The sequence below is a fragment of the Actinoplanes sp. OR16 genome (assembly GCF_004001265.1).
Lineage (GTDB): Bacteria > Actinomycetota > Actinomycetes > Mycobacteriales > Micromonosporaceae > Actinoplanes.
The window spans coordinates 3843036-3864040 of record NZ_AP019371.1 but is presented as its reverse complement, the minus strand read 5'-3'; the positions used below and the strand labels follow the sequence as shown (position 1 = coordinate 3864040).

Genomic DNA, 21005 nt, shown 5'->3' with positions numbered 1-21005 from the left:
GTGACCCTCTCAGTCGATGTCGGTGTAGCTGAAGGCCGCTGCGGGCGTGAAGCGGCTGGCGGCGCCGCCGCCCGCGGTGAAGCCGACCCGTACCGGGCCGGGCTCGACGGCCGCCGGGACGATGCAGGTGTAGATCGTGGTGCTCTTCGGCAGCGGCGTGCAGGTGGCCGCCGCCTCGCCGAAGGTGAAATCGGTGGCCCCGGTTCCCGCGCCGGCCACGGTGATCTTCACGCTCCGGCCGCCCGCCACGGTGTCGCTCACCGACGACATGTTGGTGATCACCGGCAGGACCGGGAGGGTGACGGCGGGACCGGCCATCAGATCCTGCATGACGGTCAGCGAGACGCTCTCCACGGTCAGGGCCGGCAGGCTCACCCTCAGGTGGGTGGCGTCGACGTACGACGTGGTCAGCTTCTGATTGCCGCGCTTCACGATGATCTTCTCGGCGGCGAACGCCTTCGCGGTGTCGCCGAGCGTGCCGCCGGTGACCGCGAAGGTGTGCTGCCCGCCCGAGGCCCTGATGAACTGGGTGCCGTCCGCGGTGTCCAGGCTGATCGGCCCGCGGTAACCGAGCTTCGCGGCGTCCGACGCCGGGCTCACGCCGCTGGTGGTCGTCACCGTCACCGCTACCGAGGCGCCGGTGTCGCCGGCCGGGACCACGGCGTTGATCTGACCGCCGGACTCCACGGTGAAGGAGGTCGCCGGGGTGTCGCCGAAGGTCACCGCGTCCGCGTCGGACTCGTCCACGCCGAGGAACCCGGCGCCGGCGATCTGCACGGTGGCGCCGCCGGCGGCCTCCACCCTGGTCGGCGAGACCCGGGTGACCACCGGGTAGTAGTTCACCGTCCCGGTGGACTGCGGGCCGGCCAGGCCGCCCTGCACGAGCGCCACCGTGGCGGCCTTGGCCGTGTCGGTCGGCGGGACGGTGATCTTCACGTGGGTGGCGTCGATCCAGGCGGCCGTGGTGGCCACGCCGCCGACCGACGCGGTGTACTTCATCGTCCGGAACGCCGCGACGCTGTCCCCGACGGTGCCGCCGACCACGGTGCCGACGATCTGCTCGCCGCCGGCCGCGCTCGCCTCGACGCTCTCGATCTCGACGCCGATCGCCTCGCGGTAGTCGAACTCGGCGGTCGCGTCGGACTCGCCGGCCGATCCGGTCACCGTGACGGTGACCGTGCCGAGCTCTCCGGGCGGGGTGATCGCCAGCAGCTCGATGTCCGACTTGACCACGAGCCGGATGGCCGCGGCGTCGCCGAACTTGACCGATTCGAGGTCCGAGCGGTCCAGGCCGAGGAAGCCGGTGCCGCGGATGGTCACCGCAGTGCCCCCGGTCACCGAGCCGGTGGCCGGGGTGAGGCTCTTGACGGTCAGAGCGGCGGCGACCGCCGCCCGGGGCCGATCCGGCGCCGGGGAACTCGCGGCCGAGAAGACCACTCCGGGATGCACCACGATCACTGAGAAGCCGGCGACCGCGGCGGTGACGAGCGCGGCGCCCCGGCGGGCACGAGTTGGATTCCTCACGGAGACCCTATCGGCCGCCGGGGCCGCCTATTTCGGAAAAACTAGGCGAGCAGGGCGCTCAGCACCTCGATGGCGTGGTCCACCGCGGCGTCGTCGACGTCCAGGTGGGTGACCAGCCGCGCGGTCCGCGGCAGCATCGCGGCGATCAGCACGCCCTGCTTGGCGGCCTCCGCGGCCAGCGTCGGCGCGTCCAGCGCCGATTTGGAGAGGTCCAGGGGTACGAGGTTGGTGCGCACCCTGGCCGGCTCCACCACGCCGTGCACGGACAGTGCCTCGGCGATCCGGTGGGCACGCTCGTGGTCCTCGGCCAGCCGCTGCACGTGGTGGTCGAGGGCGTACCGCCCGGCTGCCGCGAGGATGCCGACCTGCCGCATCCCGCCACCCATCCGCTTGCGGATCACCCGGGCCCGGTCGATCTTCTCCCGGCTGCCGATGACGACCGAGCCGACCGGCGCGCCGAGGCCCTTGGAGAGGCAGACCGAGAGGGTGTCGAAGAGCGCGCCGTACTCGGCGAGCGGGACGCCGTCGGCGACGTGCGCGTGCCAGATGCGGGCGCCGTCGCAGTGCAGCGCCACCCCGTACGAGTCGGCCACCGCGCGCAGGTCCCGCAGCACCGAGAGCGGCACGACCCCGCCGCCGCCGAGGTTGTGGGTCTGCTCGACGGCGATCGCCGAGGTCGGCACGGACGGGAAGCCGGCCGGCCGGATCATCCCGGCGATCCGTTCCGGGTCGAGTGCCGCGCTGTCCGGGCTCCAGGTGCGGGTGGAGATGCCGCCGAGCATGGCGGCGGCGCCCAGCTCGTAGGTCACGATGTGCGCGTCGGCGCCGGCCAGCAGCTCACCACCGGGGGCGACGACGAGCTGCAGGGCGATCTGGTTGGCCATCGTGCCGGACGGCGCGAACAGCGCCGCCTCGTGCCCGAAGAGGGCGGCGACGTGGTTCTCCAGCGCGTTGACTGTGGGGTCGTCGCCGAAGACGTCGTCGCCGACCGCCGCGGTCGCCATCGCCTCCCGCATCCCGGCGGTCGGCCGGGTCACGGTGTCCGAACGCAGGTCAGCCACGGAGCATCTCCGCGACCAGGAACGCCAGCTCCAGGCTCTGCTGGGTGTTGAGTCGCGGGTCGCAGGCCGTCTCGTAGCGGCCGGGCAGGTCGAGGTCCTCGATGCCCTGCGCGCCGCCGAGGCACTCGGTGACGTCCTCGCCGGTGAGCTCGATGTGGATGCCGCCCGGGTGCGTGCCGAGGCCGCGGTGCACCTCGAAGTAGCCGAGCACCTCGTCGACGACCCGGTCGAAGTGGCGGGTCTTGTAGCCGTTGCTCGACTCGTGGGTGTTGCCGTGCATCGGGTCGCACTGCCAGACGACCTTGGCGCCGGCCGCCGTCACCTTCTCCACGATCGGGGGAAGGGCGTCGCGGACCTTGCCGTTGCCCATCCGGCTGATCAGCGTGAGCCGGCCCGGGATGTTCTCCGGGTTGAGCTTCTCGCAGAGCTCGATGGCCGTCTCCGGGCTGGTGCCGGGGCCGAGCTTGACGCCGATCGGGTTGGCGATCCGGCTGATGAAGTCGATGTGCGCGTGGTCGAGCTGCCGGGTCCGCTCGCCGATCCAGAGGAAGTGGCCGGAGAGCCCGTACGCCTTGCCGCCGGAGACCCGGGTGAGCGCCCGGTCGTACTCCAGGGCGAGCGCCTCGTGCGAGCAGTAGAGACTGACCGTGCGCAGCGCGTCGTTGTCGGTCATGCCGCAGGCGCGGATGAAGTCGAGGGCGCGGTCGATCTCCCGGGCGATCGCCTCGTAGCGTTCACCGGCCGGCGAGGCGCGGACGAAGTCCTTGTTCCAGTCGTGCAGCCCGTGCAGGTCGGCGAGGCCCCCGGCCAGGTACGCCCGGAGCATGTTCATGGCGGCCGCCGAGTTCGCGTACGCCCTGATCATCCGCTGCGGGTCGGCGACCCGTGCCGCCTCGTTCGCGTCCAGCGAGTTGATCAGATCGCCCCGGTACGCCGGCAGCCCCAGCGAGTCGGTCATCGACGACCGCGGCTTGGTGTACTGACCGGCGACCCGGGCCACCTTCACCACCGGCATCGACGCGCCGTACGTCAGCACCACCGCCATCTGCAGCAGCGTGCGCGCGTTGGCGAGCAGGTGGCTCTCGGTGTTGTCGGCGAAGGTCTCGGCGCAGTCGCCGCCCTGGAGCAGGAACGCCCGCCCCTCGCAGACGTCGGCGAGCTTCGCCCGGAGCTGGTCCACCTCGTAGGGCGCGACGATCGACGGCACGTTGTCGAGGACCTTGCAGACCTCGGCGACCTCGTTCATGTCCGGCCAGGGCGGCATCTGCACGCGCGGCAGACTGCGCCAGCGATCGAGGCCGAGTGCCTCGTCCTCGGCGGAGTCGGTGGACGGGCGGGAGGTCTGCAGGGCCGCGTTGCCCACCCCCGGGTGACTGAGCTGATGCCACTCTCGGCGCATGGGCAAAGCGTACGGAAGAGGGGCACCGGGCCTGCGCCCGGTGCCCCTCGTCTCAAAGGCTGATTACAGGTTGCCCTTGATGGCCGTGATCAGCTCGCCGTTGGTGGTGTCACCGGAGAGCTCCCAGAAGAACGCGCCGCCCAGACCCTGGTTCTTGGCGTAGGTCATCTTGCCGGCGATCGTCGACGGGGTGTCGTAGCCCCACCAGTTGTTGCCGCAGAAGGCGTACGCGGTTCCACCGATCGTGCCGGTGGCCGGGCACTTGGTCTTGAGGACCTTGTAGTCCTCGATGCCCGCCTCGTAGGTGCCGGCAGCGGCGCCCGTCGCGGTGCCGCCCGGCGCCGCCTGGGTGACCCCGGTCCAGCCGCGGCCGTAGAAGCCGATGCCGAGCAGGATCTTGCTGGCCGGGACGCCCTTGCTCTTCAGCTTCTGCACTGCCGCGTCGGAGTTGAAGCCGGCCTGCGGGATACCGGTGTACGAGGTCAGCGGCGAGTGCGGGGCGGTCGGGCCCTGAGCGTTGAACGCGCCGAAGTAGTCGTACGTCATCGGGAAGACCTTGTCGAGCTTCGCGATGCCGGAGGCGTAGTCGGCCACGTCGAGCTTGCCGCCGTTGCTGCCGTCCGCGGAGATCGCCGAGGTGATCAGGTTGTTCGCGCCGAACTTGGTGCGCAGGGCGCTGATCACGTTGGCGTACGCGGCCGGGCCGCTGGTGTCGCAGGAGAGACCGCAGGCGTTCGGGTACTCCCAGTCGATGTCGATGCCGTCGAAGACGTCGGCCCAGCGCGGGTCCTCGACCAGGTTGTAGCAGCTCTCGGCGAACGCGGCCGGGTTCTTCGCCGCGTCCGAGAAGCCGCCGGACCAGGTCCAGCCGCCGACCGAGTAGATCACCTTGATGTGCGGGTACTTCGCCTTCAGCTTGCGGAGCTGGTTGAACGAGCCACGCAGCGGCTGGTCCCAGGTGTCCGCCACGCCGTCGACGCTCTCCGCCGCCGTGTAGGCCTTCTCGTAGTCCGCGTACGAGTCACCGATGCTGCACTTGCCGCCGGTGGTGTTGGCGAACGCGTACAGGATGTGGGTCAGCTTGGACGCCGAGCCGGACGTGTCGATGTTCTTCACGTGGTAGCCGCGGCCGTAGACGCCCCACTCCGCGAAGTAGCCGACGACCCACTTGCTGCCCGTGGGCGGGTTCGTGGTCGGCGAGGTGGTCGGCGGCGTCGTGGGCGGCGTCGTCGGGGTGGTGGTCGGAGGTGTCGTGGGGGTGGTCGTCGGCGGCGTGGTGGGCGGCGTCGTGGTGCCACCGCAGACGCCGTTGTCGGTCCACACGGCCCACTGGGTGCTGTTCGTGGCCGGGGACTCGTTCTGGGTCCACCACTTGGCGGTGTAGTTGTGGCCGTTCTGCGAAGCGACGTTGTCCTTCACGTAGACGGCGGTGGAGCTCCAGGCAGGGGCACAGGCTGCGGCGGCGGACGCGGACACGGCCGGAACCGCGACACTTGCCGCGATCACGACCGCGCCGGCGAAGATCGCGCGACGGGCGGTTTTTTGCACGGGGATGTCTCCTCAACAGTTAGGAAACTTTCCAAAGAGAGGGTTGCAGAGACCGTAGTCACATCGATTAACAACAGTCAAGAGAGGTCAGGACCTTTAAGGTCTGTTTAACATCGAGAAGCGGGCGATGACGGCGTGCGTTCATCTAGGCACTGCGCGTAGTCTTAGATCATGACCATCTTCGACGTCAGCATTGGCGCCCTCACCGGTGGCGCGACCGAATTGGACCGTTACCGCGGCTCGGTCGTGCTGGTGGTCAATGTGGCCTCACGCTGCGGACTGACCCCGCAGTACTCCGGACTGCAAAACCTCTACGACACCTACCGTGACCGGGGATTGGTGCTGGTCGGCGTGCCGTGCGACCAGTTCGCCGGCCAGGAGCCCGGCACCGCCGAAGAGATCGACGAGTTCTGCCGGGTGAACTACGGCGTCACCTTCCCGATGACCGAGAAGGTCGAGGTGAACGGCCCCGGGCGGCACCCGCTCTACCGGGAGCTGATCGGCGACGGCGAAGACATCCAGTGGAACTTCGAGAAGTTCGTCGTCGGCCCGGACGGCGCGGTCGCGGCCCGGTTCGAGCCGGGCACCCAGCCGGACGACCCCGAGCTGGTGGCGACCATCGAGAAACTCCTCCCCCCTTCCCAGCACCGCGCCACCGCCCTTGACCGGACCGAAGGCTGAATCCTTCGATGAGTGTCCACGTGATAGGAGTCGACGCCTACGCGCTCGGCTGGGTCGGCGTCGAGCTGCGCGACGGCGTCTTCGGGCGCGCGGTGCTGGCCTCCACCCTGTACGAGATCGTCGCGGGCAGCTCCGGAGCAGCGGTGATCGGCGTCGACATCCCCCTCGGCATGCTCCCGGACAAGTGGCGCGCCGCCGACACGCTCGCCGCCGATCAGCTCGGCCCCCGGCGCGGCAGCGTCTTCCGGGTGCCGCCCCGGTCGGTCTGGGCCGAGCAGGACTTCGCCTCGGCGAACCGGCTCTGCCGCGAGCTGACCGGGGCCGGGCTGAGCCGCCAGTCGTGGGCGCTGCGGCCGAAGCTGCTGGAGGCCAACGCCATCTGGGAACGCCATCCCGGCCTGCTCTTCGAGGCGCATCCGGAGCTCTCGTTCCGCACCATGGCAGGCGAGCCCCTCCCGTACGCGAAGAAGACCTGGAGTGGGCAGACCCGGCGCCGGGAGCTGCTGGCCCGCAACGGGATCGTCCTGCCGGACCAGCTCGGACCGGCCGGGCAGGCACCCCCGGACGACATCCTGGACGCCGCCGCGGTCGCCTGGACCGCCCACCGGGTCGCGACCGGGACGGCGCTGAGCCATCCGAGCCCGCCCGAGGAGGACGACGGCTCCAAGATCGCCATCTGGTATTGATCAACATCGCTGGAGGCGTGGATTGTAGCGAATTCGCTACGGTCCGCGCTTCCACCATTTGGGCGGATCACTACGTAGCGTCACCTTTATAAACTGGCGTCGGGTTTCTCCACTACGGAAGTGGCAGGTGACCGGACGATGAGGGTTCAGCCCCGGCAGCAGCTTCTGGAGATCTGGCAAGCGGTGGTCGAGCACTCCTACCGCGACGGCGAGTGGGTCTGGGGTGGCCGCGACGGCCGCAACTCGATCAGCGACGCCGAGCAGTTGCTCTGCATCCTCGGGCCGGCCACCGGCATCGAGCAGTTCGCGCTCGACTCGCCGGAGCGGGTCGCCGAGGACGTCAAGGCCGTAATGAAACCGTTCGGCGGCGTCATGGACATCCCGCACACGCTGCTCGAAGCGGTCGAGGCCTACCTGACGACGTACACCGACAAGAACGGCACGCCGATCTTCGCGGCCGAGAGCTACTTCCGCGGCACCGGCGTCGCGACCGGTGACGGCGTCGAGCCGGAGCCGCAGCAGCTCGCCCAGCCCGTCGTCGACTCGTTCGCCATCTCGCTGTCGCTGTCGCTGGCCGCGATCGGCTTCGCCCGGCAGTTCCGAAAGAGCCTGAAGCGCCCCTCGGCCCGCGCCGAGATCGACCGGCTCGAGGCGATGGCGAGCAAGCGCCTCTCCGCCGCGATGGTGGGCCTGCTGCGCAGCTTCACCGTCAACATCTTCCCGGTGGACTCCCGGGACGGCCGCGCCCTGTGCCGCACGGTCAACCAGCGCGGTCTCTCCATCCCGCGGATCGTCCCGCAGCTGCAGGACTCGCTGCGCGAGATCCGGGCCGCGCTGCGCGACGTCACGATGGGCTCCGGCGCGGGCGTCGCCGACGAGCTCGACCACCCGGACCGCCTCTTCGAGTGCGGGTGGAGCTGGGGCGTGGTCCGGGACGCGCCGGCCATCATCACCAGCCAGGACGTCGGCGACCAGCTGCCGGGGATGGCCGAGCCTGCGCCGTACATCTACTTCACCACGGTGGCGCTGGACGCGATCGAGGCGCTGTTCTCCGCCCGGACCCGGCAGCTCGGCCTGCTCAACGAGGAGCAGCTGCGCCTCGCCCAGGGCCTGCAGCTGCGCTGGGACCTGACCCAGTCGTACTGGTCGAAGATCGCCGTACCGGCCGGCAGCGGCGGCAGCGGCACACGCTGGCCGCTCGAGGACATCCCGTGGCAGCGAACCACCGAGAAGGAGTCGGAGTACTTCTCCCTGCACGTCTCCTCGATCGTGGTGCAGGACCTGGTCCGCAAGCGGGCCGGCGACGCCGATCTGGACCGGGTCGGCAAGGTCCTCGAGGAGCTGGCGAACCGCTCCCGGATCAACCGCCGGGTCTTCGCCGGCGATAAGTCTTACCTGCTGCACGCGCCCGGATTCCCGATCAACCTGAGCGGCAGCGACGACCTGGGCGGCCCGCAGCTCATCTGGATGATGTCCGACTTCGCCCCGCTGCTGCTCAAGCGGACGATCAGCCTGGCCGGCCTGCTCGGCGACCCGCAGCTGCGCGGCCGGATGCTGGCCCTCGCCGACGAGATCTGGGCCCACCTGGACGCCCGCCGGCTGGAGGACGACCGCCGGCGCGGGCTCTGGGACCAGCCGGGCCTGGTGTTCGAGGAATTCGACGGCTCGTACGCGGCCCCCTCCTGGTACCACACCAAGCGCGTGGTGGACTGCCTGATCACGGCGAGCCAGGTGATCAGCGAGCCACCACTGCGCAGCGATCAGCTCGCCGAGCTGGCCGGTGACCTGCTCAGCGAGGCCGACCACATCTACGACCAGGAACTGCTGCAGGGCTCGCCGAACAGCGGGCACGCCATGCAGACCGACCTCCAGGCGCTGGCGGCGAAGCTGAAGCGCGGGCGGTCCATCCTCGACGAGAAGCCGGGCACCGCGTACGCCCTCGCCGTCGACGTGCTGCTCAGCCTGGACCGGTTCGCGGCCGCCCGCAGCGACCTGGAAGGCGAGTCGTGACCATGCTGGTCTTCGCGACCTCCGACAAGGGCGGCACCGGGCGGTCGGTGACCACGAGCAACGTCGCCTACCAGAGCGCGCTCGCCGGCAACGACGTCTGCTACCTCGACTTCGACTTCGGGTCGCCGACCGCGGGCTCGGTCTTCGACGTCGACGCGGGACAGGTCGGGGTCCGGGAGGGCGGGCTGCACTCGTACCTGCTGGGAAAGGTCTCCGCGCCCGGGCAGATCGACATCTTCGCGCAGACCGAGCGGGACAGCGTGCGGGAGCGGCCGTACGACGCGGGCCGGCTGATCCTGCTGCCCGGCGACAGCGGGGTGGGCGAGTTCCCGAGCAGCCCCGAGCTGGTCCGGCGCTGTGCCAACCTGATCGGGCGGCTGATCGGCGAGTTCGACATCTGCTTCGTCGACCTGAGCGCCGGCCGGTCGTACGCGTTGCAGATGGCCCTGGCCGTGGCGCAGCAGATGACCGGAGTGACCACCCGCTGGCTGGTCTACCACCGGTGGACGAAGCAGCACGTGATCGCGGCCGCCGCCCTGGTGCACGGCGAGCACGGCATCCTGGACACCGGCGCGGACCTCGGCCACGACCGGGAGGACCTGCTGGCGTCGCTGCGGTTCGTCCGGACCGCGCTGATCGACCCGGCCCGGCCCGGCCTCACCTCCCAGCAGGCCGTCTGGATCACCGAGTGGGACCGCAAGCTGCAGGCGATCGCCCAGGCCGAGGGCGTCGGGCCGCTCTGGCTGCTGGACAGCGTGCCGCTCGACCCGGTCCTGCAGTGGCGCGAGCAGCTGATCACCGCCCACGACGTGAACAACATCGGCATTGCGAACGAGCGGACCGCCGAGGCGTTCAAGCGGCTCGCCGACCTGCTCTTCGACGACAAGGCCTGGGAGGTGCGGTGACCGACCCCGCCGCGACGTTCCAGGAACGATCGGCGCAGCCGCGGGTCGAGCAGGTGCCGCTCGCCCACCTCTCGATCGAGCTCGGCCACCTCTACATGGAGGACTATGCGGGCGGGATCGACCAGCTGCGCCGGCACTTCGCCGAGGTCCGGCCGTGGGTGGCCGCCGCGCAGGAGCGCCTGGCCGGCATGCTCCCGGCCGGCCGGCCGCCCCGGATCAGCACGTGCTTCCTGGTCGACGACTACTTCACTAAGTTCAGCACCCCGGCCGAGGTGATCGGGCAGCTGGAGACGGCCGCCGCCGACAACGGGCTCACCATCGACTACCTGGCCCGGGAGGCCGGCTGCGCCCGGGCCGGCGACGTCCGCCCCGCCGAGCTGGTGCTGGACCGGCTGGTCGCCGACCCGCCGCAGGGCACCGACGGGGTGTGGCCGCCGCCGGAGGAGAGCGGCTGGCTGACGAACGGGGACCGGCCGCCCGGCTCGTCCGCGCAGCCGGCGATGACCCGGCGTCTGGCCTGGCAGCCGCCCACCGAGAACGCCAAGAACCGGCACTCGATCTTCCTGGCCGTCGAGATCTTCTCCGAGGAGCCGGACGGGCGCCTCTGGTCGTGCCCCTACCTCGCCGCGGTCTGGCAGCTGCTGCGACTCGGCATGCTGCGCTGCGACGGGCGGCCGGTGGCCCCGCCGCAGCCGCGCGGCGACCGATGGCCCGAGGACTGGGACGCGATGCCGGCCGTCGTGCGGCTCAACCCGAAGGCGCAGCCGTTCAGCGCCTACCGCACGCTGTCCATGCTGGCCCGCCGATTCCAGAACATCGAGGCGGCGGTCGGCGTGGTGATCGGCCAGGTCGACGTCGACGAGGAGGTCCGGCAGCAGGTCCGCAAGCGGGCCGAGGGTGAGGGCTTCGCCCTTCCGCGGGACCTGGTGCAGCGGATCTCCTACGTCTTCGACGGCGACTCCACCAAGCTGCTCTAACGCGGCTGGGCCACGTCCCACAGCTCCCGGAACCGCTCGCTGCGCTCCTCGACCCGGCTGGACCGCAGCACCAGGCGGGTGTTCACGACGATCGGCGGGGTGTTCTCGTCGATCCACGAACCGGTCGTCACCTCGTAGCTGATCACGCCGTCGAAGAGCACGAAGTCGAAGAGCGACGTACGCCGCAGGTCGGTGGCGTTGGACAGGTCGAGGACCCGCACCTCGACCCCGATGTCGGCGTGCTGGCGGTAGATCTTGTCGAGTGCTGTCTGCCCGCCCGGCTCCGGCCGGTCCTGGATGAAGATCCGCCGGATCTTGACCCCGCGCTGGACGGCGTCGCGCTGCGCGTCGAGGTAGCGCTGGCCCAGGTCGGTGGCCCACATCCCGCCGCCGTCCACGGTGGTCAGGCTCGTCGCGTCGATCCCGTGCTCGGTCGAGTGGGCCAGGCTGAGCAGCCAGTCCCGGTCCTCGCCGTCGTAGATCGCCTCGGCGCCGTCGCCCAGCTCCTTGAGGAACTCGGACATCCGCTCCAGCTCGCGCTGCGCCAGCCGGTGCGCGAGCCCCGGCGACTCGGTGCCGATCTTCGTGGAGTGCCGGACCAGCTGGCTGAGCAGCTCGGTCTGCACCGCCGACTCCTCGATCGCGCCGAACAGCTCGGTGGCGTCGCTGATCGCCCGGAACCGCTCGTCGACGCAGGCCCGGATCTGCAGCGCCTGATCCACCTGGCCGATCTGCACCTCACGCAGCCGGTTCTCGAACTCGACGAGGAACTGCACGACCAGCGCCGAGCCGCCGACCAGCACGGAGAGCGTGACCGACAGGATCGGGTCCTTCTCGGCGAGGTTGGTCAGCGCGAACGCCACGCCGCCGGTGACCAGCGCGATCACCACCTTGCGCACCACCTCGGACAGGCGGCGTCCCGAGCTCCCGGCCGGCATGGTCAGCCCGCTCACGACGCCGCCGGCCCGGCCAGGCTGCCCAGGTCCCGGAGCATGCCCAGGTCCCGCAGGGTGCCCAGCTCGCGCAGCGTGCTCAGGGCCAGGTGGTCGCGGATCCGCTGCACCGACGCGGCCCACTGGCGGCCGAACCCGGCTCGCTGCTCCATCTGCTCCCAGAACCGGCGGGTCTGCACCTCCAGCCGGGCGCCGGGCATCCACAGGTGCAGCAGGTGGTCGACGGCGGGCCGGAGCCGGTCGGCCGCGACGGACGGCTTCGGCCCGGTCAGTGCGGCCCGGGTGACGAGACCGGTCAGCGTGGTCAGCAGCCAGTCGTGCATGGCCAGGTCCTCGCAGAGCGCGACGATGGCGGCCGGCTCCTCGCCACGGCTCTGGATGCGTACCGTGCGATGGTCTGCTCCTTCGACGGTGAAGGTCAGTGCGTCCTCCTCGGCGCCGAGCGTGGCGACCCAGCGCACCGTGGTCTGCCGGCTGCGGAACGGAACCCGGGAGTCGACGAGCGAACTGGCCCGGACCCGGTCGGCGGTGTGCCCGGCGATCGCGGCGAGATTGAGCATCGGCGGCGCGGGCCGGCTGTCCAGGAAGGCGTCGGCCAGCGCCCGCTCCCGGTATTTCCCGACCACCTCGACGGTGGACGGCCGGGCCAGGTAGTAGGACCAGGGCAGCCGCCGGCCGTGCGGGCTGCGAGTGGCGGCGGTCCGTGCCGAGGTCTGCAGGACGTGCCCGCCGGTGAGGACCGCCCGGGTGGTGACCGTGCCGATCGCCCGGGCGCTGCCGTGCGGCCCGGTCGGCACCTGGCAGTCCACACCGGTCAGCCGGTCCGGCGAGACGACGTAGGACATCGGACGGTCCGAGCGCAGCACCTGCGCGCCGCTGGTCAGGGCCAGCAGTCGCTGCCCTGCGTCAGCGGGCAGCGCCGTGGAGGACGGCAGCAAGGACGTGAGGACTTCTCCCAGAACCAGCATCGCCCCGTGCCCGCTCCCGTCTGGTGACATTCCAAGAGTCGATTGGACCGCACCGATTCCGATAGCGCAACGTCCCCGTATTGTCACCTTCCGCATTCATCTCATGTTCATCACCATCGATCACTCGGCTCTCTTCGACTAAAATGTCGGGATGACCCACGGGACGGACGTGGTCGTCGTCGGCGCCGGAGTCTCCGGCCTGACCTGCGCGGTGCGCCTCGCCGAGGCGGGTCTGCGGGTGCTCGTCCGCAGCGCCGACTCTCCCCTCACCACCACTTCCTGCGCCGCCGGGGCGATCTGGGGGCCGCATCTCGTGGCGCACGACCGCGCGGAGAGCTGGGCGCTCGCGTCGCTCGGCGTCTTCCGTGAGCTGGCCGCCGATCCGGTGGCGACCGGCGTCCGGATGACCTGGGGTGTCGAGGCCGGACAGGACGTCCCCCGCCCCGGTCCGGGCGCCGAGGGCGTTCGGCTGTGCGCCGCTGTGGAGCTGCCACCCGGATACACGTCGGGCTGGGAGTACCGCGTACCCCTGATCGACATGACACGCTATTTGGACTATTTGACGTACCGCCTGCTGAACAAGAACGGAGAAATCCAGATAAGCCGGGTCGACGATCTCCCCGCCCTCGGGCCCCTCGTCGTCAACTGCACCGGCCTCGGCGCCCGCGAGCTGGTGCCCGGCGACCCGATCCGCCCGGTGCGCGGCGATCTTCTAGTACTGGATAATCCGGGCATCGACACCTTCTTCGTCGAGCACGACGAGGACGACGGCGACGGCCTCACCACCTACGTCCTGCCCCAGGGCGACCGGGTGATGCTGGGCGGCAGCCGCTTCGCCGGCGAGTGGTCGGACGAGGACCCGCAGATCAGACAGGACATCCTGGACCGTTGCGCCCGGGCCGAGCCGCTGCTGGCCGGCTCCCGCGTACGCGAGCACCGGGTGGGGCTACGACCGGTCCGCGATCGGGTCCGGATCGGGCCGGACGACCGCTATCCACACGTCATCCACAACTACGGGCACGGTGGCGGCGGGGTCACCCTCTCCTGGGGCTGCGCCGACGAGGTGCTGGCGCTCACCGGCGCCGGAGCACATACCACCCGTCGGGGCTGAAGCCGCTGACCGTGAATCCCTCGTCGAACGCCTCGATGAACCCGTCCCGGACGCCGAACCGCCACTCCCGCGCCCGCGCGGCGTCGTCCCGCCGGAGCGTCGCGATGTCAGCGGGGGTCGGCACCAGCGCCAGATCGCCGGACAGGCGCAGCAGAGCCGTCGGCCGGCGGCGGAAATCCCACGAGTCGGCTTCCTCCGGGGCGTCCACCTCGATCGGCTCGCCGTCGCCGAACCGCCACTCGACCATGAGCCGGTCGGTCACGTCGTTGTCGTTGAGGCCGTCCTTGACCTCGCCGTAGAAGTTCTTCTCATAGGACTGCACGGTGCACGTCAGCTTGGCGAGGTTGAAGTAGGCATTACGGCGCACCAGCGGGTCGTAGGTCCACCTGATGCACGGGTAATCCTCGTCCCGGGCCCACTTCGCCTCATGCTGCTTCAGCTCGTATCCGTAGCCGTGCCCCTGATGTTTCGGGTGCACGCCGACGATGTGCGAGTGGATGTGCCCCTTGCCGCGGATGGCGTATCCCGCGGCGATCATCCGGCTGTCGCTGCCGAAGATGCCGACGACGTAGTTCTCCGCCGCCACCTCGGCCCGCAGCGTCGAGACGTTCGTGAGGTCGATCGGGCTGTCCGTCTCCCAGACCTCACACAGCAGGTTGACCATCTCCTCCAGCTCCTCGATGCTCCGGAGATGGCGGAAGGTCACTTCCTGCTGCGTCATGACGAATCACCACTAGTCGATCAGGGGGCGGACACCGGTCGCGCCAGACTAGTCGCACGCCGGTCTACATCGCTTCCCCCAAAGTAACTCTTCATACTTCCGAAGGGATACGAACTATTTCATTTCGCCCGCTATCTGCCTGGCGCGATCCCGTGCCGCCTCCAGCGCGGCCAGCAGTGCCGCCCGTACCCCGTGATTCTCCAACTCCCGGACGGCCGCGATGGTGGTCCCGGCCGGCGACGTCACCGCCTCCCGGAGCTTGACCGGGTGCTCCCCCGAGTCCCGCAGCATCACCGCCGACCCGATCGCGGTCTGCACGATCAGCTCGTGGGCGGTCTGCCGCGGCAGACCCAGCAGGATCCCGGCATCGATCATCGCTTCGACGAGCAGGTAGAAGTACGCAGGCCCAGATCCGGACAAAGCGGTCACGGCGTCCTGCTGCGACTCCGGCACCCGGATGGTCGCGCCGAGCGGCTTGAACATCTCCTCCGCGACGTCCAGGTGCTCGTCCGTGGCGTGCGGACCGGCCGAGATCGCCGTCATCGCCTGATCGACGAGCGCCGGCGTGTTCGTCATGACCCGGACGACCGGGGTGCCCTCGGGCAGCCGGGCGGCGAAGAACTCGGTGGTCAGCCCGGCGCAGAGGGACACGACGAGCTTCCCGGCCGGAATCTGCGCGCCGATCTCGTCGAACAGCGCGCCGGCGTCCTGAGGCTTGACCGCGATGGCCAGAATGTCCGCCTCGACGACAGCGGTCGCGTTGTCCACAGCCGTTACGCCGTATTTATCCGACAAATCGCCTGCGCGCGCGGGTCGGCGCGTCGTGATCAGCAACCGGTCAGCCGGCCAACCCGACCGCAGCAGCCCGGAGATGACGAGTTCACCGATCTTGCCGGCGCCGATGACCGCCACGGTGTGATTTGCCAAGACGACTCCTCATGCAGAAAGGGCCGGGGAAGACCCCGGCCCTTTCTAACAAACTCAGTTACCGAAGAAGACCTCAGCCTCTTCGTACCGCTCCAGCGGAACGGTCTTCAGCTCGCCGGTGCCCTCGATGAGCGGGATCCGGACGATGTCGGTGCCGCGCAGCGCGACCATCTTGCCGAAGTCGCCGTCGTTGACGGCGTCGATCGCCTGCAGGCCGAACCGGGTCGACAGCACCCGGTCGAACGCGGTCGGGGTGCCACCGCGCTGGATGTGACCGAGGACGACCGTGCGGGCCTCCTTGCCGGTCTTCTCCTCGATCTGCTCGGCGAGCCACTGGCCGATGCCGCCGAGGCGGACGTGACCGAAGCTGTCCAGCTCCTGGTTGTGCAGCACCATCTGACCGTCGAGCGGCTGAGCGCCCTCGGCGACGACCACGATGGGCGCGTACTCGACCTGGAAGCGCTTGGTCACGTACGTCGCGACCTGCTCCACGTCGAACTTGCGCTCCGGCAGCAGGATGACGTTGGCGCCACCGGCGAGGCCGGCGTGCAGCGCGATCCAGCCGGCGTGCCGGCCCATGACCTCGACGACCAGGGTGCGGTGGTGCGACTCGGCGGTGGTGTGCAGCCGGTCGATGGCCTCCATCGCGATGTTCACCGCGGTGTCGAAGCCGAAGGTGTAGTCGGTGCCGTTGAGGTCGTTGTCGATCGTCTTCGGCACGCCGACGACGTTCACGCCCAGGTCGTGCAGCTTGGTGGCGACACCGAGGGTGTCCTCGCCGCCGATCGCGACGAGCGCGTCCACGCCCTGCTCGGCCAGGTTGGCCTTGATCCGCTCGACGCCACCCTCGATCTTGAACGGGTTGGTGCGCGAGGAGCCCAGGATGGTGCCGCCGCGCGGCAGGATGCCGCGCACCTCGGCGATACCCAGCGGCTTGGTCAGACCCTCCAGCGGGCCCTTCCAGCCGTCGCGGAAGCCGACGAACTCGTGGCCGTAGGCGGTGACGCCCTTGCGGACCACGGCACGGATGACCGCGTTGAGGCCGGGGCAGTCGCCGCCGCCGGTCAGCACGCCGATACGCATTTTTCTTCCCCCAAGATCGGGTCGCGAAAAGCGGATAGCCCTGCGGCCCCGGGGAACGACGGTTCGGCAGCGTTGCCGGGCCCGGGGGCGGGCCGCAACAGCGACTCTAGTCGCCCCCGGATGGCCGGCCGAACGCGCCCTACTAAAGCCTGACTGTTTCGTTCTCGCCCGCGTCCGGGGTCTTTCCGGTGACGGCCGCCTTCGCGTACCCGAGCATCGTGACGACCTTCGAACTGTGCGCGGCCGCCCAGTATTCGGCGGTCTCCCCGTCGACCTTCACGAGCGTCAGGTTCGGCGTCTCCAGCCCGTCCGGGAACCACGCCTTCAGCACCGGGCTCCACAACTCCTCGGCCTTGGCCCGGTCGTCCACCCGCGAGGCCGCACCGGCGATCGACACCCAGTTGTTCTGCTTGGTGTCACTGAACGCCACGTTGACCTGCGGATGCCTCCCGATCTGCTCGACCAGATCCGAGTCCGAATACGTGAAGAACCACAGATCCCCGTCGAACTCGACGTCCTGCAGAGCCATCGGCCGGCTCACATGCCGCCCGTCCTCGGTCATCGTCGTGACCATGCAGATCCTGGCTTCCGCCACGATCTCCCGAACCTTCTCGCGCTGCGCCTGCTCATCACTCATACCGATCCCATACCCTGCAAAATCAAGATCAAAATCAGGATCTCGCATCGGGGCGGTGCGTACAGACCGCCGCTCCCGCCGAGGGCCCACCCCGCTTCGCTACGCTCCCGGGCCGGGCGACCTGAGTGAGCGATAACGCCCCCTCTCCTATCAGTCCCCACCCCGATCCCCGACCCCGTCCCCCACCCACCCCGTCAGCCCGAGCCACCGCCGCTCACCAGCGCCGCCGCGTGGCTGTGACTCATTGCTGTGTGGAGGGCCGCTCGACAGCCATGAGTCACAGCCGACCGCACCGGGCTGTGACCCATGGCTGCTTCCACGGCGGCTCGACAGCAATGAGTCACAGCCACGCGAGAGAAGAAGCGCAAACCACCCAAGATCCGCGAGCCGCCGGCACGAGCAGCGGACGGCGATGAGCGCACGCGAAACTCGGTTCGCGTGCGCTCATCGGTGGAGGGTCAGATCTTCAGGCCGTGGCCGTACGGGAAGAGCGGCGCCTCGGTGTCGTTGGGAACGTCTTCGCGGGACGCCTCGACGGCCGCCATCGAGGAGGGCAGTTCGAACGGCAGGGTGCCGGCGGACGGGACGCGGCCGAAGAGTACGTCGAGGAGTGCCTCATCGCCGGCCCCGAAGGTGCCGGTCAGTGCCCCGGCCGTGGCGGCGAGCGGGGTGAGGACGGCCGGCCGGTCCAGCATCACGTCGACGACGGTGGGCAGCGTTTCGGCCAGCGAGACGATCGGGGCGAGTTCGGACTCGGTGTAGTCGAGCCGGCCCGCGTGGAAGAACGCCTCGAAGCCGCCACCGCGCGGTTCGAACGGCGCCGACCGGCGGACGATCGCCACGTCGGCGAGTGCGGGATCGTCGACGACCTTGGCGTAGGAGGCCGCCACGGCGGGGTCGACACCGTCGAGGTAGACGGTGATCCCCTCGGTCAGCGGCAGCACCGGAGCGCTACCGGCTGCCGCGGGGCGGTCGGTCAGGACGACGACCGAGCGGCGCTGCGCGGACACGCCCGCGGCCCGGAACGACGGCTGCCCGGCGATCCGCCCGGCGGCATCGGGGTCGACGTAGCGGCGGTCGTCGAACAGGCCCAGCCGGAACTTGTCGCGCAGGATGCGCCGCACCGACACGTCGATCCGTTCCTCGCTGATCCGGCCCTGCGAGACCAGGTCCACGATCAGCTCCGGGCACTGCTCGCCACCGAGCTGATCGGCACCGGCCTCCAAGATCCGCAGCACCCGGTCGTGCCGGTCCAGGTCCTCGACACCCCACGCGCGGGCCGGCATCGGCTCGCCGAAGATGACAGCGTCGGTAACGAGTCCCCAGTCGGTGCAGACCACGCCGTCGAAGCCGTACCGCTGCCGCAGCAGACCTTCGATCACGCCCTTGTTGAAGCCGAAGCCCACCTCTTCGTGAGTGGTGTCGACAGGCATCCCGTAGTACGGCATGACCTGAGCCGCCCCGGCCCGGAACGCCGCCTCGAACGGCTTGAGGTGGTAGTCCCACATGCCGCCCGGGTAGACCTGCTCCCGGCCGTACGCGAAGTGCGCGTCCTCGCCGTCCTTCTGCGGTCCGGCGCCCGGGAAGTGCTTGACCATGGCGGCGACGGAGGAGGTGCCCAGCGAGTCCCCCTGGAGGCCGCGCACATAGGCGGCCAGCAGGGCGGAGACCATGTCGGCGTCCGAGCCGAGCGTCCCGCTGGTTCGAGCCCAGCGCGGTTCCGTGGCGAGGTCGGCCATCGGATGCAGCGCCACCCGGATGCCCGCTGCCAGGTACTCCTGCCGTGCGATGTCGGCGAACTCGCGTACCAGGTCGGGGTCCTTCGTGGCACCCAGGCCGATCGGCTCCGGCCAGGCCGAGAAGCCGCCCGCCGCGGCCGAGGCCGCCGGGTTGTCGATCACGCCGTGCCGCGGGTCCGTCGAGACGGTGACCGGGATGCCGTGACCGGCCTTCGCGGCGAGCTCCTGGACGCGGTTGTGCCACTCGGCGATCCTGCGGGGCGTGACCGGGCCCATCGTCAGGATGTTGACGTGGTTGATCAGCTTCCCGGTGATCAGCTCGGAGGCCGAGCTGATCATCTCGTTGCCCTCGGCGAGGGTGCCGTCCGGGTTCACGGCGATCATCGTGTGGAACATCAGGCCTGCCTTCTCCGCCAGGGTGAGGCGGGAGAGCAGGTCGGAGACCCGGACTTCGATCGGAAGCTCAGGGTTCTGGTAGGCGAACATCGAATTCTCCAAGATCGACGAAAAGGCTCAACGAGAAGGCTCGGCTAGAAGGCTCGGCTAGAAGGCTCAGCGAGAAGCCGGACGAGAAGGCTCAGCGCGCGCCGCGGACCATGCGGACCAGCACGGAGCCGACCACCGCGACCACCGCGCCGAGCAGGAAGAGCAGGCCGTAGTTCGAGTCGTCGCTGCTCCCGATCGCGAGGATCGGCGCGGCCAGGATCGGCACGAGCGACTGCGGGAGCGCGTTGGCGATGTTGAGGACGCCCATGTCCTTCGCCGCGTCGTCCGGGTTCGGCAGGACGTCGGTGGCGAGTGCCAGGTCGACGGCGAGGTAGACGCCCTCACCGACGCCGAAGATCGCGCAGGCGACCAGGAAGACCGGGAAGCTGTTCGCCAGGGCGATGATCACGAGGGCGGCCGCGATGACGATGCCGGCGCCGAGCACGAACGGCTTCCGCATCCCGGTGCGGTCCGACAGGACGCCGCCGAACGTGGAGCCGGCGACCAGGCCGACGGTGGTGATCAGGGTGGCGATGAGGATGCCGGTCGCCACGTCGTCGGTCGTGTACCCGAAGCGGTCGATCAGCAGGTAGGACTGGTAGGTCGTGACGCTCGCCAGGCCCATCCAGATGAGGAAGCGGCTGACGATGTTCCACGCGAAGTCGGGATGACGGCGCGGGTTGATGTAGAAGGTCCTGAAGAATTCCTTCATTCCGTACGAGGAGAAGTGGCCCTTCTCGGCGGGGCGATCCTTGAGGACGACGACCAGCAACGCCACGGTCGCGACGCCGATCGCCGCCGGGACCAGGAACATCAGGACGGCGCTGCCCGCGAGGGCCGCCGCGAGCGCGCTGCCGACCAGGATCGCGACCGACGTCATCAGGCCGAGGATGCCGCTGACCTTGCCACGCTGCTGCGACGGGATCTGGTCGGCGAGCAGGGCGGTCAGCGTGGAGAGTGTCGCGTTCACACCGAGCTGGGCGAGCGCCCATCCGGCGGTGAGCGCGGGGACGCCGCCACCGGTCGCGACGACCAGCAGACCGGCGAAGCCGACGACCATGCCGCCGATCAGCCACGGGCGGCGGCGGCCGAATCGGGAGGTGGTGCGGTCGGACATGGCGCCGAAGAACGGGTTGCCGATCAGCGCGAGGATCGCGCCGACGCTGAGGACCGTCCCGAGCGCGGCGGCCTTGTCGTCCGGGGCGATCTGCGCGACCCGGATCGACATGGTCACCACGACCGGCGTGAGGATCGTGAGATACGCGCCGAGCTGGGCGAGGGCCATCGCCACGATCAGCCGGGTGGGTGCATCGGGCTGCTGAGTCTTATCTGCCGTCTCGCTTGCGGGACGTGACTGAAGAGTGGTCATCGCACACCTCGGATCGGGGGGCTTTGTTAACGCCGTGTTTTCTGAAGGTATCGACTCGATGTTCGGTAAAACAGATCCCGAAAGGCCTGGTCAGAGCCATGATTCGCCTGTGTCTCGCCTTTTTGCCGCGGCGTTGTGCGGCTTTTCATCCCCGATGGGTGTGACGCCGGTCCTACTTTCGGAGGCATTTTGTCTAGACCCGGCAAAACGCTAGAGTCGG

Annotated in this window: 18 protein-coding genes; 6 read left to right on the top strand and 12 right to left on the bottom strand. The window is 69.8% G+C overall.

The window, feature by feature from the left end; genetic code table 11:
- Nucleotides 1-9: 9 nt before the first annotated feature.
- The 4 genes from EP757_RS17945 to EP757_RS17930 all read right to left on the bottom strand — a co-directional run bounded on the left by EP757_RS17945 (nt 10) and on the right by EP757_RS17930 (nt 5532).
- A complete protein-coding gene (locus tag EP757_RS17945) occupies nt 10-1524 on the bottom strand; it encodes an IPT/TIG domain-containing protein (RefSeq protein WP_127547531.1) in 1515 nt (504 codons plus the stop codon).
- Between the two features lie 41 nt (nt 1525-1565).
- Nucleotides 1566-2585: a low specificity L-threonine aldolase gene (locus EP757_RS17940; protein ID WP_127547529.1), complete on the bottom strand. Its 1020-nt coding sequence runs from the start codon at nt 2583-2585 to the stop codon at nt 1566-1568.
- A complete protein-coding gene (locus tag EP757_RS17935; RefSeq protein WP_127547527.1) occupies nt 2578-3984 on the bottom strand; it encodes a class II 3-deoxy-7-phosphoheptulonate synthase in 1407 nt (468 codons plus the stop codon). The genes EP757_RS17940 and EP757_RS17935 overlap by 8 nt, the downstream gene beginning before the upstream one ends.
- Nucleotides 3985-4047: 63 nt before the next feature.
- Nucleotides 4048-5532 carry a glycosyl hydrolase family 18 protein gene (locus EP757_RS17930; protein WP_127547525.1) on the bottom strand — a complete coding sequence of 495 codons (1485 nt, stop codon included), beginning with the start codon at nt 5530-5532 and terminating at the stop codon, nt 4048-4050.
- Between the two features lie 171 nt (nt 5533-5703).
- Here EP757_RS17930 and EP757_RS17925 point away from each other — a divergent pair, with 171 nt between their 5' ends.
- The 5 genes from EP757_RS17925 to EP757_RS17905 all read left to right on the top strand — a co-directional run bounded on the left by EP757_RS17925 (nt 5704) and on the right by EP757_RS17905 (nt 10791).
- Complete coding sequence (locus EP757_RS17925) at nt 5704-6213, top strand: glutathione peroxidase (protein ID WP_127547523.1); 510 nt, start codon at nt 5704-5706, stop codon at nt 6211-6213.
- A gap of 8 nt (nt 6214-6221) precedes the next feature.
- Nucleotides 6222-6899: a DUF429 domain-containing protein gene (locus tag EP757_RS17920; protein WP_127547521.1), complete on the top strand. Its 678-nt coding sequence runs from the start codon at nt 6222-6224 to the stop codon at nt 6897-6899.
- A gap of 138 nt (nt 6900-7037) precedes the next feature.
- Entirely contained in the window at nt 7038-8909 is a 1872-nt protein-coding gene (locus EP757_RS17915) for an SCO2524 family protein (RefSeq protein ID WP_127547519.1), read from the top strand.
- Nucleotides 8910-8911: 2 nt separating this feature from the next.
- Complete coding sequence (locus EP757_RS17910) at nt 8912-9814, top strand: SCO2523 family variant P-loop protein (protein ID WP_127554297.1); 903 nt, start codon at nt 8912-8914, stop codon at nt 9812-9814.
- Complete coding sequence (locus EP757_RS17905; protein ID WP_127547517.1) at nt 9811-10791, top strand: SCO2522 family protein; 981 nt, start codon at nt 9811-9813, stop codon at nt 10789-10791. The genes EP757_RS17910 and EP757_RS17905 overlap by 4 nt, the downstream gene beginning before the upstream one ends.
- Here EP757_RS17905 and EP757_RS17900 read toward each other — a convergent pair.
- Complete coding sequence (locus tag EP757_RS17900; protein ID WP_127547515.1) at nt 10788-11744, bottom strand: DUF6879 family protein; 957 nt, start codon at nt 11742-11744, stop codon at nt 10788-10790. The two genes, EP757_RS17905 and EP757_RS17900, sit on opposite strands and share 4 nt — an antisense overlap.
- Nucleotides 11741-12742: an SCO2521 family protein gene (locus EP757_RS17895; protein WP_232050556.1), complete on the bottom strand. Its 1002-nt coding sequence runs from the start codon at nt 12740-12742 to the stop codon at nt 11741-11743. Before EP757_RS17895 ends, EP757_RS17900 begins: the two co-directional genes overlap by 4 nt.
- Before the next feature lie 121 nt (nt 12743-12863).
- Between EP757_RS17895 and EP757_RS17890 the strand changes: the two genes are divergently transcribed.
- Nucleotides 12864-13823: an FAD-dependent oxidoreductase gene (locus EP757_RS17890; protein ID WP_127547513.1), complete on the top strand. Its 960-nt coding sequence runs from the start codon at nt 12864-12866 to the stop codon at nt 13821-13823.
- Here the strand turns inward: EP757_RS17890 and EP757_RS17885 are convergent.
- The 6 genes from EP757_RS17885 to EP757_RS17860 form a co-directional block, all read right to left on the bottom strand.
- A complete protein-coding gene (locus EP757_RS17885) occupies nt 13786-14544 on the bottom strand; it encodes a GNAT family N-acetyltransferase (RefSeq protein ID WP_127547511.1) in 759 nt (252 codons plus the stop codon). The two genes, EP757_RS17890 and EP757_RS17885, sit on opposite strands and share 38 nt — an antisense overlap.
- A gap of 114 nt (nt 14545-14658) precedes the next feature.
- The gene (gene proC / locus EP757_RS17880; RefSeq protein ID WP_127547509.1) at nt 14659-15471 is read right to left on the bottom strand and encodes a pyrroline-5-carboxylate reductase; all 813 of its coding nucleotides are present in this window, start codon (nt 15469-15471) and stop codon (nt 14659-14661) included.
- A gap of 54 nt (nt 15472-15525) precedes the next feature.
- Entirely contained in the window at nt 15526-16554 is a 1029-nt protein-coding gene (locus EP757_RS17875; RefSeq protein ID WP_127547507.1) for a 6-phosphofructokinase, read from the bottom strand.
- Between the two features lie 142 nt (nt 16555-16696).
- Nucleotides 16697-17191 carry a pyridoxamine 5'-phosphate oxidase family protein gene (locus EP757_RS17870; protein ID WP_127547505.1) on the bottom strand — a complete coding sequence of 165 codons (495 nt, stop codon included), beginning with the start codon at nt 17189-17191 and terminating at the stop codon, nt 16697-16699.
- A gap of 458 nt (nt 17192-17649) precedes the next feature.
- A complete protein-coding gene (locus EP757_RS17865) occupies nt 17650-19416 on the bottom strand; it encodes a glycoside hydrolase family 3 protein (RefSeq protein WP_127547503.1) in 1767 nt (588 codons plus the stop codon).
- Between the two features lie 91 nt (nt 19417-19507).
- Nucleotides 19508-20785 (bottom strand): MFS transporter, encoded by a 1278-nt coding sequence (locus tag EP757_RS17860; protein WP_127547501.1) that lies wholly within the window; start codon nt 20783-20785, stop codon nt 19508-19510.
- Nucleotides 20786-21005: the final 220 nt, after the last annotated feature.

What these genes read in the sequence shown, in the direction of transcription:
- EP757_RS17860 (WP_127547501.1), bottom strand. Translation starts at nt 20,785, where the DNA reads ATGACCACTCTTCAGTCACGTCCCGCAAGCGAGACGGCAGATAAGACT.
- EP757_RS17870 (WP_127547505.1), bottom strand. Translation starts at nt 17,191, where the DNA reads ATGAGTGATGAGCAGGCGCAGCGCGAGAAGGTTCGGGAGATCGTGGCG.
- EP757_RS17895 (WP_232050556.1), bottom strand. Translation starts at nt 12,742, where the DNA reads ATGTCACCAGACGGGAGCGGGCACGGGGCGATGCTGGTTCTGGGAGAA.
- EP757_RS17925 (WP_127547523.1), top strand. Translation starts at nt 5,704, where the DNA reads ATGACCATCTTCGACGTCAGCATTGGCGCCCTCACCGGTGGCGCGACC.
- EP757_RS17885 (WP_127547511.1), bottom strand. Translation starts at nt 14,544, where the DNA reads ATGACGCAGCAGGAAGTGACCTTCCGCCATCTCCGGAGCATCGAGGAG.
- EP757_RS17920 (WP_127547521.1), top strand. Translation starts at nt 6,222, where the DNA reads ATGAGTGTCCACGTGATAGGAGTCGACGCCTACGCGCTCGGCTGGGTC.
- EP757_RS17875 (WP_127547507.1), bottom strand. Translation starts at nt 16,554, where the DNA reads ATGCGTATCGGCGTGCTGACCGGCGGCGGCGACTGCCCCGGCCTCAAC.
- EP757_RS17915 (WP_127547519.1), top strand. Translation starts at nt 7,038, where the DNA reads ATGAGGGTTCAGCCCCGGCAGCAGCTTCTGGAGATCTGGCAAGCGGTG.
- EP757_RS17910 (WP_127554297.1), top strand. Translation starts at nt 8,912, where the DNA reads ATGCTGGTCTTCGCGACCTCCGACAAGGGCGGCACCGGGCGGTCGGTG.
- EP757_RS17935 (WP_127547527.1), bottom strand. Translation starts at nt 3,984, where the DNA reads ATGCGCCGAGAGTGGCATCAGCTCAGTCACCCGGGGGTGGGCAACGCG.
- EP757_RS17865 (WP_127547503.1), bottom strand. Translation starts at nt 19,416, where the DNA reads ATGTTCGCCTACCAGAACCCTGAGCTTCCGATCGAAGTCCGGGTCTCC.
- EP757_RS17890 (WP_127547513.1), top strand. Translation starts at nt 12,864, where the DNA reads ATGACCCACGGGACGGACGTGGTCGTCGTCGGCGCCGGAGTCTCCGGC.